This is a genomic window from Desulfuromonas sp. KJ2020, assembly GCF_024197615.1.
Lineage (GTDB): Bacteria > Desulfobacterota > Desulfuromonadia > Desulfuromonadales > SZUA-540 > SZUA-540.
This window is the reverse complement of the sequence record NZ_JAKUKE010000001.1, coordinates 1,210,974-1,226,777: the sequence shown is the minus strand read 5'-3', so window position 1 is coordinate 1,226,777 and position 15,804 is coordinate 1,210,974. Positions and strand designations below refer to the sequence as shown.

The 15,804-nt window shown below is 62.6% G+C and carries 13 protein-coding genes; 12 read left to right on the top strand and 1 reads right to left on the bottom strand.

The features are described 5' to 3' along the window. Positions 1-96: 96 nt before the first annotated feature. The 12 genes from MJO47_RS05640 to lpdA all read left to right on the top strand — a co-directional run bounded on the left by MJO47_RS05640 (position 97) and on the right by lpdA (position 15,303). Entirely contained in the window at positions 97-4,635 is a 4,539-nt protein-coding gene (locus MJO47_RS05640) for a glutamate synthase-related protein (RefSeq protein WP_253960137.1), read from the top strand. Positions 4,636-4,727: 92 nt separating this feature from the next. Further along, a complete protein-coding gene (gene rd, locus MJO47_RS05635; RefSeq protein WP_253960136.1) occupies positions 4,728-4,886 on the top strand; it encodes a rubredoxin in 159 nt (52 codons plus the stop codon). A gap of 24 nt (positions 4,887-4,910) precedes the next feature. Continuing rightward, a complete protein-coding gene (rd, locus tag MJO47_RS05630; RefSeq protein ID WP_253960135.1) occupies positions 4,911-5,069 on the top strand; it encodes a rubredoxin in 159 nt (52 codons plus the stop codon). 27 nt (positions 5,070-5,096) lie between these two features. After that, positions 5,097-5,759, top strand: coding sequence for a lipoyl(octanoyl) transferase LipB (gene lipB, locus MJO47_RS05625; protein ID WP_253960134.1), 663 nt, complete (start codon positions 5,097-5,099; stop codon positions 5,757-5,759). After that, complete coding sequence (lipA, locus tag MJO47_RS05620) at positions 5,743-6,624, top strand: lipoyl synthase (RefSeq protein ID WP_253960133.1); 882 nt, start codon at positions 5,743-5,745, stop codon at positions 6,622-6,624. Before lipB ends, lipA begins: the two co-directional genes overlap by 17 nt. Further along, on the top strand, positions 6,608-7,585 hold the full coding sequence (trxB, locus tag MJO47_RS05615) for a thioredoxin-disulfide reductase (protein WP_253960132.1): 978 nt from the start codon (positions 6,608-6,610) through the stop codon (positions 7,583-7,585). The genes lipA and trxB overlap by 17 nt, the downstream gene beginning before the upstream one ends. 87 nt (positions 7,586-7,672) lie before the next feature. Beyond that, complete coding sequence (locus MJO47_RS05610; RefSeq protein ID WP_253960131.1) at positions 7,673-8,296, top strand: CoA pyrophosphatase; 624 nt, start codon at positions 7,673-7,675, stop codon at positions 8,294-8,296. A 33-nt stretch (positions 8,297-8,329) separates the two neighbouring features. Then, positions 8,330-8,884: a YkgJ family cysteine cluster protein gene (locus MJO47_RS05605; protein ID WP_253960130.1), complete on the top strand. Its 555-nt coding sequence runs from the start codon at positions 8,330-8,332 to the stop codon at positions 8,882-8,884. 205 nt (positions 8,885-9,089) lie between these two features. Next, entirely contained in the window at positions 9,090-9,695 is a 606-nt protein-coding gene (locus tag MJO47_RS05600; protein ID WP_253960129.1) for a MarC family protein, read from the top strand. Between the two features lie 157 nt (positions 9,696-9,852). After that, positions 9,853-12,546: a 2-oxoglutarate dehydrogenase E1 component gene (locus MJO47_RS05595; RefSeq protein WP_253960128.1), complete on the top strand. Its 2,694-nt coding sequence runs from the start codon at positions 9,853-9,855 to the stop codon at positions 12,544-12,546. Positions 12,547-12,607: 61 nt separating this feature from the next. Then, a complete protein-coding gene (gene odhB / locus MJO47_RS05590) occupies positions 12,608-13,831 on the top strand; it encodes a 2-oxoglutarate dehydrogenase complex dihydrolipoyllysine-residue succinyltransferase (RefSeq protein ID WP_253960127.1) in 1,224 nt (407 codons plus the stop codon). 47 nt (positions 13,832-13,878) lie between these two features. Continuing rightward, the gene (gene lpdA / locus MJO47_RS05585) at positions 13,879-15,303 is read left to right on the top strand and encodes a dihydrolipoyl dehydrogenase (protein WP_253960126.1); all 1,425 of its coding nucleotides are present in this window, start codon (positions 13,879-13,881) and stop codon (positions 15,301-15,303) included. 28 nt (positions 15,304-15,331) lie between these two features. Here lpdA and MJO47_RS05580 read toward each other — a convergent pair whose 3' ends face one another. After that, positions 15,332-15,781, bottom strand: a complete 450-nt coding sequence (locus tag MJO47_RS05580; RefSeq protein ID WP_253960125.1) for a hypothetical protein — start codon at positions 15,779-15,781, stop codon at positions 15,332-15,334. Positions 15,782-15,804: the final 23 nt, after the last annotated feature.

Here is a 15,804-nt window from a genome sequence, read left to right as displayed (position 1 = left end):
TGACCTTTCCCCCCGATCCGTTCCGGGCGGGCACCGGCGGTGCCCGCTTTTTTTCGGCTGCCTGTTGACCCGGCACCCGAGTTGAAGGGAGTCCCCATGATAAACGCCAGCCATGACCCTTCCGGCCTGATGCCCCCCGAAAGGGACGCCTGCGCCATCATTTCCTACATCAACAAGGCCGGGCATCCGACCCATGGCAACGTGCAACGAACCATCGAAGCGCTTATCAAGATGGGACACCGGGCCGGCGAGATCAGCGGCGAAGGGGACGGCTGCGGCATCCTGACCGACCTGCCGCGACGTCTCTGGCGCGATATTCTGGAGGGGGCCGGCCACAACGGCGACCTCGTCGACGCGAAAGGGTTCGCCATCGGCCACTTCCTCCTGCCCAAAGAGGCCCTCGCCGACGATCCCGAGCTGCAGGAAAAAATTCTGACGCTCTTTCGCGAGGCCGGGGCCCAGGTCCTGGTCGAGCGGCCCGGGCCGGTGCGCAACGAGCTGCTCTCGGCCATGGCACGGCGCACCGAACCCCGTTTCTGGCAGGTGGCGCTGCTGCTGCCTCAGCCCAACAAAGCGCCAGCGACCCTCTACCGGCTGCACGCCGACATCGAGGCGCGCTTTCCGGTGCATGTCGCCTCCCTCTCCACCCAGGTTGCTTCCTACAAGGTGCACGGCGCCCCGGAAATCCTGTCGCGCTACTACCCGGAACTCAAACGCCGCGATTTTCTGTCGGCGGTCACCATCGGGCACAGCCGTTTTTCCACCAACACCCTGCCGACGGTACTGCGGGCCCAGCCGTTCAGCCTGCTCGGCCACAACGGCGAGATCAACACCATCGCCCGCCTGCGCGAAGAGGCTGCTATCCTCGGCATTCCCCTGCCGCCGGGAGGCAGCGACTCCCAGGACCTCAACCGCCTCCTCGAGGGCCTTATTCACCAGGTCGGCCTGACCCTGGCCGAGGCCATGGAGATGGTCTTTCCGCCGATCTTCAGCATCATGGAGACGCTGCCTGCGCCCCTGCAGGACATGTATCGGGTCTTTCGGCGCCTGCTCACCGCCAGCGCCCAGGGACCCGCCGCCATCATCGCCCGTCATCAGGACAGCTGCGTCTTCAGCGTCGACGCCATGGGCCTGCGCCCCCTGTGGGTGGGGGAGACCGAGAAGGAATACTTTGTCTCTTCCGAGGTGGGCGTGGTGCCGCAGGAGGAGATCCTCTCCGACCCCAAAGTGCTCGCTCCCGGCGAAAAAGTCGCCCTCCGGGTCAAGGTCGGGCAACAGGTCGAACTGCTGGAACACGATGCCCTGCGGCAGGAGGTCCACCGGCTCTTCAGCCGCAGAACCCGGCTGCAGGAGCATGGGCAGCTGCTGACCCGCGCCCGGGATCTTAAGCCCGCACCGGTGAAAGAGGCCGCCTCCTTCGCCCGCAGTCGCTCCTTCGTGCAGGAGAACCTGCTTACCGCGCTCGCCTGGAAGAAGAGCGACCTGCGCAACCTGGAGGACATGGCCCGCAGCGGTCAGGATCCCATCGCCTCCCTCGGTTATGACGGCCCCCTGGCGGCTCTGGCCAGCGGGCGCCAGAATCTTTCGGACTATTTCAAGGAGCAGGTGGCCGTGGTCACCAATCCAGCCATTGACCGGGAGCGGGAGTCCGAGCACTTCTCCACCCGGGTCTACCTCGGCCCGCGTCCGCGCCTGGGCGGCCGCAAACAGCCGGTGGTTGAACTGGACTCGCCTCTATTGACGGGCGGGGGCCGGCAGGCGCCAACCGCTGCCGACGAAGACGCGGCCAAAGCCCATGGCACCTGCACCCTGGAGGCCCTACTACATCACTTCGGCGGTCAGCGTCCCCGCTATCGGGTCATCTCCTGCAGTCTACAGCGCGAGGAAACGGTTGAGCAAGCCCTGGCACGCCTGGCGCAGGAAGCCCTGACCGCCGCCAGCCGCGGCAAAACGCTGCTGCTCATTGACGATTCTCTGGTTTTTTCCCCCACCCGGAGTTTCCTCGATCCCTACCTCGTTATTGCCAGCCTGCACAAGGCCCTGAAGGAAACCCGCAGCCGCGGCGGAGTCTCCCTGCGCAGCCAGGTCTCATTGGTGCTGCGCTCCGGGGCCCTGCGCAACCTGCACGACCTGATCCTGGCTCTAGGGATGGGAGCCGACGCCCTCTGCCCCTACCTCATGTGGGAAATCGCCGCCCAGGAGGAAAAAGGCCTCGGTCACCTGCTGGACGTTTTGAGCAAAGGGTTGGAAAAAGTCATTTCTACCATGGGGACCCACGAAATTGGCGGGTACGGCAAATATTTCGCCTCTATCGGCCTGTCACCCGAGATTGCCGCCATTTTCGAGACCCCCGATTTTTGTGGTACCGCTCGAGGCGGCCTGACCCTGGCCAGGCTCGAAGAGGACAACCGGCAGCGCGGCACGGTCGCCCGCAGCCGGAAAAAACAGCCCGTGCCCGCCCAGTTCCGTATCTATCCGCGCATCTGGAAGATGGTCGGCGCCGTCGCCAAGATGGAAGAGAGCTATGCCGACCTCTCCCGACTCATCCGGCAACTGGAAACGGAAAATCCGCTGGCCATCCGCCATCTCGTCGATTTTCGCTTTACGCCGGAACTGACCGTCGACCCCGAAGAGGTTGACGCGACTGTCGGCAACCATGACCTGCCTATCCTCATCTCCGCCATGAGTTTCGGTTCTCAAGGGGAGACCCCCTTCCGCATCTACGCTGAAGCCGCCAAACGTCTCAACATCATCTGCATGAATGGCGAAGGCGGCGAAATCGCCGACATGCTGGGGCGCTACCGCGCTAATCGCGGCCAGCAGATCGCCTCGGGCCGTTTCGGCGTCCACATGGATCTGCTCAATTCCGCCGACTTCCTCGAAATCAAGGTGGGACAGGGAGCCAAACCCGGCGAAGGGGGCCATTTACCCGGTTTCAAGGTCACGGCCAAAATCGCCGCCGCCCGCAATGCCACCCCGGGAGTGGCCCTGATCTCGCCCTCCAACAATCACGATATCTATTCCATTGAAGATCTGGCCCAGATCATCGAAGAACTGCGTACCGCCAATCCGCGGGCCCGCATTTCGGTCAAGGTCCCCGCCGTGGCCGGTATCGGCACCATCGCCATGGGCGTCGCCAAAGCCGGTGCCGATATCCTCACCGTCAGCGGCTACAGCGGCGGCACCGGTGCGGCCCGCAAGCACGCCATCAAGTTCGTCGGCCTACCGGCGGAGATCGGTGTCCGCGAAGCCCATCGGGCCCTGGTGAGCGCCGGCATGCGAGACCGCCTGGAGATCTGGGTAGACGGCGGCGCCCGCACCGGACGCGACGTGGTCAAGCTCATGCTCCTGGGAGCCAACCGGGTGGGCTTCGGCACCCTGGCCATGGTGGTCATCGGCTGCACCACCTGCAGGGGCTGCCATCTCGACACCTGCCATGTCGGCATCGCCACCCAGATCGAGACCGCCGCGGAAGCCGAACAGCGAGGTCTCAAACGTTTTGTTCCCCGTGTGCTGGAAAACGGCATCATCTACGAAACCACGTTCTTCCGCGCCCTCGGCCAGGAGATCAAGACCATTACCGCCAAGCTCGGTTTCCGCCGCACCCAGGATCTGGTCGGCCGGGCGGAGCTGTTGGCACAGAACCGGGGGCAGGACCGGCTCGACCTCGAGGCGCTGCTGGCGCCGAACCCCAGCGATCCCACCCCGGCTGTGCTCAACAAGGTGCGCATCATCCGCAAGCCCCTCAACTACCTGACCTCCCTCATCGCCTCCCTGGTCACCAAGGCGTTCGACGAGGGCGAAAACCGGGTCCGCTACAATGACGACAGCGCTAGCAGCTCGGACCGGGCCCTGGGCACCTATCTGGCTGGCGCCATGGCCCGGGGGACAGCCGATGACCGCTACGGCCCAGAGAAGGAAGTCCTTCTCCACTTTCGCCGCGACTCCATCCCCGGCAACGGGCTGGCCGCTTTCAACATTCCGCGCATCAACTACCGGGTCGAGGGAGGCGCCCAGGACGGTCTGGGCAAATCGGCTCGCGGCGGCAAGATCGTCATTCTGAAAGGGGAGAACCGCAACGGCCTCCGCGTCGGCGGCTCCGTCGGCAAAGGTTTGGCCTACGGCGCCCTCGGCGGCACCTTCCTCATCCAGGGGGACGCCGACAGCCGGGCCTGCATCCGCCTGTCGGGGGCCGATGTGGTCCTCGGCGGCCGCATTCGCCGCCCCCTCGAGGACAGTGCCGGCAATATCGCCGGTCGGGCCAACCTCAAGGGATTCGCCTTCGAATACATGACAGCTGGCCGCGTCGTCGTGCTCGGCGACCCCGGCCCCTGGATCTGTTCGGGCATGACTGGCGGCGTCGTCTACTGCCATCTCGACGCCGAAAAGGGCATGACCCGCGAGGCGCTGCGACGGCGGCTGGCCCAAGGCTCCGGCGTGGAAATTCGCAGCCTCGAAGAAGAGGACGTCAACAACATCAACGAACTGCTCATGCAGTATCACCGCGAACTGCTCCACTCGGACCAGCTGGAGGAGGCCGACTGGGTGAGCCGCGTTGTTTCCCACTGCCGCACCCGCTTCGTCAAGATCGTGCCGGAGGGCACGCCGGTGCGCCCGGCGACCATGACGGAATAACCCCCTTGTCAAGACAGGGATTTCGTCTAGAATGAAACGAGTTTCTTTCGCCCGGATTGTCAACCAAAGCCTTTGTTTCGGAGGACTGCCTTATGGACAAATACCGTTGCCTCATCTGTGATTACATCTATGATCCCGCTGCCGGCGATCCGGAAAACGGCGTCGAGCCGGGCACCCCTTTTGAAGAACTGCCGGAGGATTGGGTCTGTCCCCTGTGCGGCGCTGACAAGTCCGAATTTGAAAAAATGTGATCCAGCCAACGGAGAATCTTTTCTATGGATAAATACGTCTGCACCATCTGCGGCTATGTCTATGATCCCGCCCTGGGCGACCCGGAGGCGGGAATAAGCGCCGGCACTTCTTTCGCCGATCTGCCCGACGACTGGGTCTGTCCCGATTGCGGGGCCGGCAAAGCCAGTTTTGAGAAAGCCTGAAACCCTTATCGCTCCGCGTCTTTCTTGATGAGACGATTCTGTACCCTGAGGCCCGGGCGGGTCAGCTACCGCCAGGGCCTCGCTTTTCAGGAGCAGCTCCTGCTCGCCCGTCGAAAGGGGCGGGAGGATATCCTGCTGCTGCTCGAACATCCGCCGGTCATTACCCTGGGTCGGCGCGGCCAGGACGCCCACCTGCTGACCGCCAGCGCCGAACTGGAACGCCTGGGTCTCGAGGTGATTCACACCGCACGCGGCGGCGACGTCACCTACCACGGCCCGGGGCAGCTCATCGGCTATCCCATCGTCGATCTGCAGTGCCTCAACCGGGATCTGCACCTCTATCTGCGAAGGCTCGAAGAGGTGCTGATCAGCACCCTGGCTGCCTTCCGCATCGCTGGCCGGCGAATTGAAGGGAAGACGGGGGTCTGGGTCGGCGAAGAGAAAATCGCCTCCATCGGCGTCGGCGTACGCCAGTGGGTGACCTGGCACGGCTTCGCCCTCAATGTCAGCGACCAGACCGCCGGGTTCGCCCACATCGTCCCCTGCGGGCTCACGGGAGTGGCCATGACCTCGCTGGAGGAACTGCTTGGCCGCCGAATCGCCTTGACCGAGGTCGAAGAGCAGCTCATTTCGTCCTATGCCAACGTCTTTGCCAGCACGCACGCAGGAGCCTATGAAGCAACGACCTGAACGCAAACCGGACTGGCTCAAGGTCCGTTTCCCCGCCGGGCCGCAGTACGCCCGCATCGACCGCTACCACCGGCAGCAGGGGCTTCACTCCGTCTGCCGCAGCGCCGCCTGCCCCAACCAGGGCGAGTGCTGGAGTCGCGGCGTCGCCACCTTCATGATTCTGGGCGATCGCTGCACGCGAAGCTGCACCTTCTGCAATGTCGCCGGCGGCCGCCCCCTGCCCGTCGATGCCGAAGAGCCGGCCAAGGTAGCTGCGGCCGCCGCCGAACTCGGCCTGAAACATGCCGTGGTCACCTCCGTCACCCGGGACGACCTGGCCGATGGCGGCGCCGCTCACTTTGCCGCCCTGGTTGCAGCCTTTCGTTCTTTGGCGCCCGGCTGCCGCGTCGAACTGCTGATTCCGGATTTGGGCGGCAACCTGGACGCGCTGCACACCATTCTGGCCGCCGGCCCGGACATCCTTGGCCACAACGTCGAAACGGTGCCACGCTTCTATCCCGAAGTCCGACAGGGCGCCTCCTATAGCCGCTCCCTGCACCTTTTGCGCGCAGTCTCCCAGCAGGCCCCTCACATCCCCAGCAAAACGGGTATCATGCTCGGTTTGGGTGAAGAGGAGGCGGAAGTCGTCGCCGTGCTGCGCGATCTGCGTGACTGCGGCGTCAGCCTGCTGACCATCGGCCAATACCTGGCGCCGAGTCGAGACCATCACCCCGTGCGGCGTTATGTGCCGCCGGCCGAATTCGCCGCCTGGAAGGAGACCGCCGGCTCGCTCGGCTTCACCCATGTCGAAGCCGGCCCGTTGGTGCGCTCGTCCTATCACGCTGAAGAACAGTTCGAGGAGTCGCTGCATGACCGCATCCCCTGATATTCGCGACGTCATCATCCTGGGTTCCGGCCCGGCCGGTCTGACCGCCGCCACCTATGCCGCCCGCGCCAATCTCAAACCCCTGCTGATTTACGGACAGCAGCCCGGGGGCCAGCTCACCACCACGACCACCATTGAGAACTTCCCTGGCTTTCCGGAGGGAATCGACGGCAATGAGCTGATGCAGCGGTTTGAAGCGCAGGCGCAGCGGTTCGGCGCCGCGTTTCTCCAGGGGCAGGTGACCCGGGTGGAGGTGGGCTGCTGCCCTTTCCGTCTGTGGCTCGGCGAGGACCAGCTCAGCTGCCGCTCCCTCATCATCGCCACGGGGGCCTCCCCCAGGATGCTGGGCCTGCCCAACGAATGGGACCTCTACGGGCGCGGCGTCTCCGTCTGCGCCACCTGCGACGGTTTTTTCTACCGCGACAAGGAAGTCGTCATCGTTGGCGGCGGCGATACCGCCATGGAGGAAGCCTCCTTTCTCACCCGCTTCGCCCGCCAGGTCACCGTAGTGCACCGCCGCGACAGTCTGCGCGCTTCGCCGCCTCTGCAACGGCGCGCCCGGGACAACGAGAAGATCACCTTCCGCTGGAACTCGGAAATTGCCGCCATCCTGGGAGATAAAACCGGAGGCGTGACCGGTGTGCGCATCCGCAACCTTGAAAACGCCCGTGAAGACGACCTGGCCTGTGACGGCCTCTTTATCGCTATCGGCCACCACCCCAACACCGAGCTCTTCAAAGGTCAACTCGACATGGACAAGGAGGGCTTTCTCGTTACGCGCAACTTCACCGAGACCAACATCCCCGGCGTCTTCGCGGCCGGCGATGTGCAGGATCCCCACTTCCGGCAGGCTATCACTGCCGCCGGCACCGGAGCCATGGCCGCCCTGCAGGCCCAGCGCTACCTCGAAGAACTCAACGACCGGCAGAAACTGTGCGCGCGCCAGTGCGTCCAGTCCTGATCCTTTTCCAGCCGGATGCACAGAAGGCTGGACCGCGGCCCCCCTCTGCCGTTAAACTAGGGGAAAATCGCAAAGGTTCCTTTCGTCATGATTTCCATCGATCACATTCGCGACGCGCTGGCTCCCTATGAGCCGAAACTCTGCGCCGCCGGGCAAAAAACCCAGGCCGCCGTCGCCCTCATTCTCTGGCAGAGCCGGGAAGGCCTCAAAATTCTTTTCATCGAACGGGCCCGGCATGAACGCGACCCCTGGTCGGGAAATATCGCCTTTCCCGGCGGCCGCCTTGATCCCGGTGACCCCGACCTGCGCCACGCCGCCGAGCGGGAGACGCGGGAAGAGATCGGCCTCGACCTGTCCGAGGCGGAATTTCTCGGCCGCCTGGACGATGTCACCGGTGCCGTACTCCCCGTACAGGTCGCCTGCTTCGTATACCACCTCCCCCACGCCGGTCCTTTCACCCTCAACCACGAGGTCAGGGAAGTCTTCTGGTTCCCCGTCACCGAACTCGTCAACCCACAGCGTCACCTGCAGACCAGCATCCGCTGGAACGAGCGCAGCCGGGCCGTACCCTCCATCGACCTGCTGGGGGAAGGCCGGCCCGTGCTCTGGGGCCTCACCTTTCGCATGGTCAAACAGCTGCTCAAACGCCTGCTCGACCACCATCCGGACCTGGGCCAGAACACTGACGCTTTCCCAGCCTCTCACACCTGACCACCAGCCTTACCCCCTTCAAGGATCGCTGCCATGGCTCCACTTGACTCCTATCTGCAATTGCGCGGCAAGGTCGACGCCCTCTGCCGCCAGATCGAAAGTGCCCACCCCGAGGTTATCTCCTGCCAGGCCGGCTGCGACAGCTGCTGCCAGGCGTTGACCCTCTTCCCCGTGGAGGCCTATGCCCTGGCCAGGGCCGTCGCCGCCCAGCCGGAGCCGATACGGCAGAGACTGCGCGCACGGGCAGGCGAAGCCGCCAAAACGGGATTCTGCCCCCTGCTGGAAGGGGGGCGCTGCCTTCTCTATGATGACCGCCCCATCATCTGCCGCACTCATGGTCTGCCCATCCTCCTGCGCGAACCCGAGGGGAACCGCGTCGATTTCTGCCCTCTCAACTTTGTCGGCTGTGACAGCCTCTCCGGCAATTCGCTCATCGACCTCGACCGCCTGAACCAGCTGCTGGCCGCCATCAACCACGACTTTGTCGCCCGCAACCTGGGATCAACGGCACCGCCCGACCGCATCCCCATAGGCGAGGCCCTGCTGCTGCCCTGGCCACCACCGACGCTGGTCCAAGCATCCTCCTGACCGGTCGGAACCTCGCCACCGGACCCACGGTGTTCATTTTTTTATTTTGTTCATGTTTTTTGCTCTTTACTATTTTCTGATTAAAGGGGGAGGCGCCGCCAGTTAACAGGCTGGACGCCGGCTTTTTTTCATGCTAGCGTGACCACCTGCCACACCTTCGGTCTCCAATCAGAAATCCACTGCCCCTTTGGACGAGGTATCCGCCGTGACGATTCTGTCGGCCACTCTGCTGCTCCTCTTTGTCATGGACCCCATCGGCAATATCCCTCTCTTCCTGACGGCACTCAAGGATGTCCCGGCCGAACGGCAGAAGAAGGTCATCATCCGGGAGCTGCTCATTGCTCTGCTGGTTCTGGTGCTCTTTCTCTTTCTCGGCAAATTTCTGCTGCGCGTACTGAATATCTCGGATCCGACACTGACGGTGGCTGGCGGCATCATTCTCTTCATGATCGCCATCCGCATGGTTTTTCCCTCCCCCGGCGGGCTCTACGAGGTTCCTATCGCCCTCGATGGCGAACCCTTTATCGTTCCCCTGGCCATTCCTTTTATTGCCGGCCCTTCCGCCCTGGCCTCCGTGCTCTTCATCATGAACCGGGACAGCAACCGCTGGCCCGAATGGCTGCTGGCCATTTTCATAGCCTGGCTCATCACCGGCACCATCCTTTCCCTGGCTACCAACCTCAACCGCTGGCTGGGCAAAAGGGGGATTATTGCCATTGAGCGCCTGATGGGCATGATCTTGACGACCATTGCCGTGCAGATGATCATGGGAGGCGTCAGCCAGTACCTTGGCCAGACCCTGACTCCGTAAAAGCCTTTTCTCCGCCTGGCCGGAGCGACGTTCCAACCCAGACTTTGCAGCCATTGCATGCCATTGTCCCCCTGTTATAATTGACGGGTTCGCCATGCCAGCCGTGGCTTGCCTTCACCTTTCAATAACGCCATCCTTTTCATGCCGCGGATACCCTATGACCTTTCTCGACAACGCCAGCCCCGACTACTTTGACGCTCAATATGCCCTCTGGAAGAAGGATCCGCAGCAGGTACCCCGCCAATGGCAGCTCTTCTTCGAAGGCTTTACCTTGGGCCGTACCGAATCGACCGAGGCGGCGCCGGCCGATGCATGCCATGCTCTGGAACTCAAGCAGTCCGCCGTTCAGTCGCTCTTGTACCGCTACCGCTCCCTTGGTCACCTGCTGGCCTGCACCGATCCGCTTAATCCCTGCCCCCTCTCCCACCCGTTGCTCGACCTTGAGGCCTTCGGTCTGGAAGAGACCGATCGGCCGCGGGAGTTTCATACCAAACGCTTTCTAAAAGAGAGCGCCACTCTGGAAGAAATCCTGACGACCATGCAGGAGACCTACTGCCGGTCCATCGGCGTGGAATTCATGCATATTCAGGATCCGGCCGAGCGCCAGTGGCTCATCGACCGCATGGAGAGCTGCCGCAACCGGCCCTCCTTCTCGCTGGCCGAAAAAAAGTCCATCCTGCAGAAGCTGCAGCAGGCGACCCTGTTCGAAAATTTTCTGCACCGTAAGTTTCTCGGGCAGAAACGCTTCAGCCTGGAGGGGGGGGAGATCATCATCCCGCTCGTCGACCGCTTTATTCACCGGGCCGCTACTCTCTCCCTGAAAACCCTGGTCCTGGGCATGGCCCACCGGGGACGTCTCAACGTGTTGGCCAACAACTTCCATAAACCGCTGGAAAACATCTTCGCCGAGTTCAAAGACAACCTGGAGTACGAATTCGTCGGTGAGGGCGATGTCAAATATCACAAGGGCTTCTCCATCGACCACGATTTCCCCGACCAGGAGAGCCTGCACCTGACCATGGCCTCGAACCCGAGTCACCTGGAGGCGGTGAACCCTGTCGTCGAAGGCAAGGCCCGGGCGCGGCAGGAGGCCCTCGGGGAGAGCGGGACCAAGCTCGTCCTGCCGGTGCTCCTCCATGGCGATGCCGCCTTCGCCGGACAGGGGATGGTCGCCGAAACCCTCAATCTCTCCCAACTGGAAGGCTACAGTACCGGCGGCACGGTGCACATCGTCCTCAACAACCAGATCGGCTTTACCACCGCCCCGGCTGACGCCCGCTCCACCCACTATGCCACGGACATGGCCAAGATGCTCATGGTCCCCATCTTCCATATCCACGGGGAGGACCCCGAGGCGGCGGCCTATGTAGCCGACCTGGCCCTCGATTACCGCCAGCGCTACGGCCGCGATGTCATCCTCGAAGTCATCTGCTATCGCCGGCACGGACATAACGAAGGCGATGAGCCCTATTTCACACAACCCCTGATGTATGAAAAGATCAAAGAGCGGCCGCCAGCCTATGAAATCTATGGCACGCGTCTGCAGGAAGAGGGTGTTCCCCCCGAGGAAATAGAAGCCATGGCGGAAAGCTTCTCCCAGAAGCTGGAGGAGGCCCTGGAAAAACCGGGGAAGCAAGCCGATGCCGGTTTTCGGGGCAAATGGCAAGATATCGACCGCGACACCACACCGGCACCGGTTACCACTGCGGTTTCCGCTGACACCCTGCAGGATATCGCCCGCCGGCTGGCCCAGATCCCCGACGACTTTACGCCGCACCCCAAAATCGCCACCCTGCTGCAGAAGCGGCTGGAAGCCATCGACACCGGGGAAGAGATCGACTGGGGCAACGCCGAGCATCTGGCCCTGGCCACTCTGCTCCAGGAAGGCAAAAGCGTGCGACTCTCCGGCCAGGACGTACGCCGGGGAACCTTCAACCACCGCCACGCCGTGCTGGTCGATGCCAAAAACGGCGCAACCTTCATGCCCCTCGCGACTCTCGCCGCAGACAAGGCGGCCTGCCGCATCTACAACAGCATGCTTTCCGAAGCGGCAGTGCTCGGCTTTGACTACGGCTATTCCCTGGAAACGCCCTATACGCTGACTATCTGGGAGGCCCAGTTCGGCGACTTCGCTAACGGCGCTCAGGTCATCATCGACCAATTCATCGCCAGCGGCTCCTCCAAGTGGGACCGGCACAGCGGCCTGACCCTGTTCCTCCCCCACGGGTTCGAGGGGCAGGGCGCTGAACATTCCAGCGCCCGTATCGAGCGCTTTCTGCAGCTGTGCGCCGACAACAACCTGCAGGCGGCCAACCCCACTACGCCGGCCCAGTTTTTTCATCTGCTGCGCCGTCAGGTGCTCCAGCCCTTTCGGCGCCCCTTGATTGTCTTCACCCCCAAGAGCCTGCTGAGGCATCCCGCCTGCCGCTCCAGGCTGGAGGCATTCACCGATGGGCGCTTCGAGGAGTTCCTTTTGACGGCCGAAAAACCCGAGACCGTCAAGACGCTTCTTTTCTGCAGCGGCAAAATTTTCTACGAACTGCAGGAAAAGGCGAAGGACGAGGGTCATGACGCCATCGCCCTGGTGCGCGTCGAGCAGCTCTACCCCTGGCACGGCGAGCGCCTGCAGGAGCTTTTAGCCCCCTTCGTCCAGCTGGAGCGGGTGGTCTGGGTTCAGGAAGAGCCCCGCAACGCCGGCGCCTGGGAGTTCGTGCGGCCGCGCCTGGCGAAGGCTACTGGCCTGGAGCCGGACTATATCGGCCGCGAACCGGCGGCGGCCCCCGCCGTGGGTTCCCATCGCCTGCACAAAAAAGAACAGGAGGAGATTCTTGAAGCGGCCTTCTCCACCTGAGCGGCACGCACCTCAGGTCAGGCTGTTGAGATTTTAACCCCGTTTTTTCCCGGAGATCCCCATGAAGATTACAGTTCCTGAAATCGGCGAATCCGTTTTTGAAGCGGTCGTCGGCAAATGGCACAAAAAAGACGGGGACTTCGTCCGCAAAGACGAAGTTCTGCTCGAACTGGAGACCGACAAGATCAATCTGGAAATACAGGCGGAAGCGGAAGGTTCCCTGGCCATCAGCGCCCAGGAAGGGGAGACGGTGAAGGTCGGCGGCACCCTGGGCAGCATCGACGAAAAGGCGTCGTCGCCAGCAGATGCCGACCAGGAATCGTCCGAGGACGACGAAGAAGAGGACGAAAAACCCACGAAGACTGAAGGCAAAACGCCAGCCGTCAATCCGGCTGCCGCCAAGATGGCGCGAGAGAAAGGGATCGACCTCGACAGCGTCTCCGGTAGTGGTCGGGATGGCCGCATTACCGTTGACGACGTCCTGCGGACCAGCGACGAGGGAGAAAAGGAGCAGACACCCGCGCCCCCGGCAAAGAAAACGGCCGCTGCTCCCCTTAAGAAACCCGCCGCCGAACCGGACGAGAGCGGACGCACCACCCGCCAGCGCATGAGCCCGATCCGCAAGAAGATCGCCGAACGGCTCGTCGCTGTGCGGCAGCAGACGGCCATGCTGACCACCTTCAACGAAGCGGACATGAGCCGCATTGCCGCTCTGCGCCAGCAGCACAAGGAAGCCTTCCGTGAAAAACACGGCGTCTCTTTGGGGCTGATGTCCTTTTTCGTCAAAGCCTGCGTCGAGGCGCTCAAGGCCTTCCCCGACGTCAACGCCCGCATCGACGGTGAGGATATTGTCTATCAGAACTTCTACGATATCGGCATCGCCGTCGGCTCCGAGCGGGGCCTTATCGTACCGGTGCTGCGCGACGCCGATCAGCTCAGCTTCGCCGGCATCGAGGAGGGCATTCAAGAGCTGGTCGACCGCATCCAGAACAACCGCATCACCCTCGACGAATTGGAAGGGGGCACCTTCACCATCAGCAACGGCGGTATCTACGGTTCCATGCTCAGCACCCCCATACTCAACCCCCCGCAAAGCGGCGTCCTTGGCATGCACGCCATCGAAGAACGGGCGGTGGTGCGCGAGGGCGAAATTGTCATCCGGCCCATCATGTACCTGGCCTTAAGCTATGACCACCGCATCATCGACGGGCGGCAGGCGGTCCAGTTCCTGCGCAAGATCAAGGAAGTGCTCGAAGCGCCGGAAGAGCTGCTCTTCGCGCTCTGAGCCGTGATTTCGCGCCCTAACCCGACAGCCACATAAGGAAATACCCCATGAGTGAAGATATGTTTGACCTGATCGTTATCGGCGCCGGCCCCGGCGGCTACGTGGCCGCTATCCGCGCCAGCCAGCTCGGCCTTAAGGTCGCTGTGGTGGAAAGTCGCGACACCCTTGGCGGCGTCTGTCTGAACGAAGGCTGCATCCCCAGCAAGGCCCTGCTTGAATCCAGCGAACTCTTTGCCCTGGCTCGGGACCGCTTTGGCGACCATGGCATCGAGATTCAACCGCCCAAGCTCGATATGGAAAAAATGATGGCCCGCAAAGATGAGGTGGTGCAAAAACTCACCGACGGCGTCGCCTTTCTGTTCAAGAAGAACAAGATCAAGCGTTTCCGGGGCAGAGGCCGACTGCTGGAAGCCGAGGATGGCGCTGCCGGACACCAGGTTCGCGTTCAGGGTGAAGGGAAAGACGAGGCTCAGCAGATACGCGGCCAGAAAGTGTTGCTCGCTACCGGCAGCACCGCCACAGAACTCCCCGACCTTCCCTACGACGACGATCTCGTTGTCAGCGCCCGTGAAGCTCTGTCCTTCGGCCTGATTCCCGAACATCTGCTGGTGGTGGGCGCCGGCTTCATCGGCCTTGAACTGGGTTCCGTCTGGCTTCGCCTGGGCGCCAAGGTCACCGTGGTGGAGATGCTCCCCCACATCCTGCCCAATTCAGACCGCAAATCGGCCGACCAGCTTCTGAGATCCCTCAAAAAGCAGGGTATGGAGTTTCTGCTGGAGAGCAAAATCGTCGAGATTACAGAGAAGCATGGGCGGGCTACTGCCACCATCGAGAGCAAGAAGGGGTCAAAAGAGGTTCTTTGCGACCGCATCCTCGTGGCCGTGGGACGCCGGCCACTCACGGAAGGCCTGGGAGTCGAAGAGGTCGGTGTGGAGCTGGACGAGCGGGGCCGCATCAAGGTCGATGACGACTACCAGACCAGCGTACCGGGCGTCTATGCCATCGGCGATCTGGTGCCCGGCCCCATGCTGGCCCACAAGGCTTCGGAAGAAGGCGTGGTCTTCGCCGAGCGCCTGGCCGGACAGCAATCCCGCGTCGATTACAATGAAATACCGGGGATCATCTATACCTGGCCGGAGATGGCCTCGGTGGGCAAAACAGAGGAAGAACTGAAGGAGGCCGGCCTTGACTATGCAGTAGGGAAGTTTCCTTTTTCAGCCAACGGCCGCGCCCGCTGCCTCGACGAAACGGACGGCTTTGTCAAGGTGCTGGCCAAGCCCGACAGCGGCAAGGTCCTGGGCATCCACATCGTCGGTCCGCGGGCATCGGACCTGATTGCGGAAGCGACGGCGGTCATGGCTTTTGGCGGCAGCAGCCGGGATATCGCCCTGATGATCCACGCCCATCCCACCCTGTCGGAGGCGGTCAAAGAGGCGGCGCTGGCCGCTAACGGGGCGGCCATCCATGCTTGATGGGCGGGAAGCTCGGAGGGTGGTAAAGCTAGTTCGGGCTGGTCTGCACGGAGGTTAGGCCCAGACGGGAAGAGGCGGCGGTAAAACGGCTGTAGTAATCCGTCATGTCTTCCAGAATGCGGGTCGACTCCTTGACCTGGCGGACCAGTTCCTTGAAGGCGCACCCTTCCCAGGGGGCTTTGGCATCGACATTGATCCGCTGGGGATTCTTTTTAGTCGTCATGGAACGGTTGGGACCATCGGACACCAGCAGAATCCAGGCATCGGCATAGTCACTCTCCACAATGGCATCGCACAGGAGCTTCTTCTGCTCTACCAGCAGGATGCGGGCGCCAAACATCCCTGCCAGACGTTCAATGGCCTCGCGATGGCGGGCCATGGTTTCGTAAGAGCGGCCCGTATCGCCGATATCGACGAAGATGGCCACTTTGGCGCTGCGAAACTTTTCATAATCGACCAGTGCTTCTGAACGGATCATCGCTCTACCCTCGTTTTCATTTA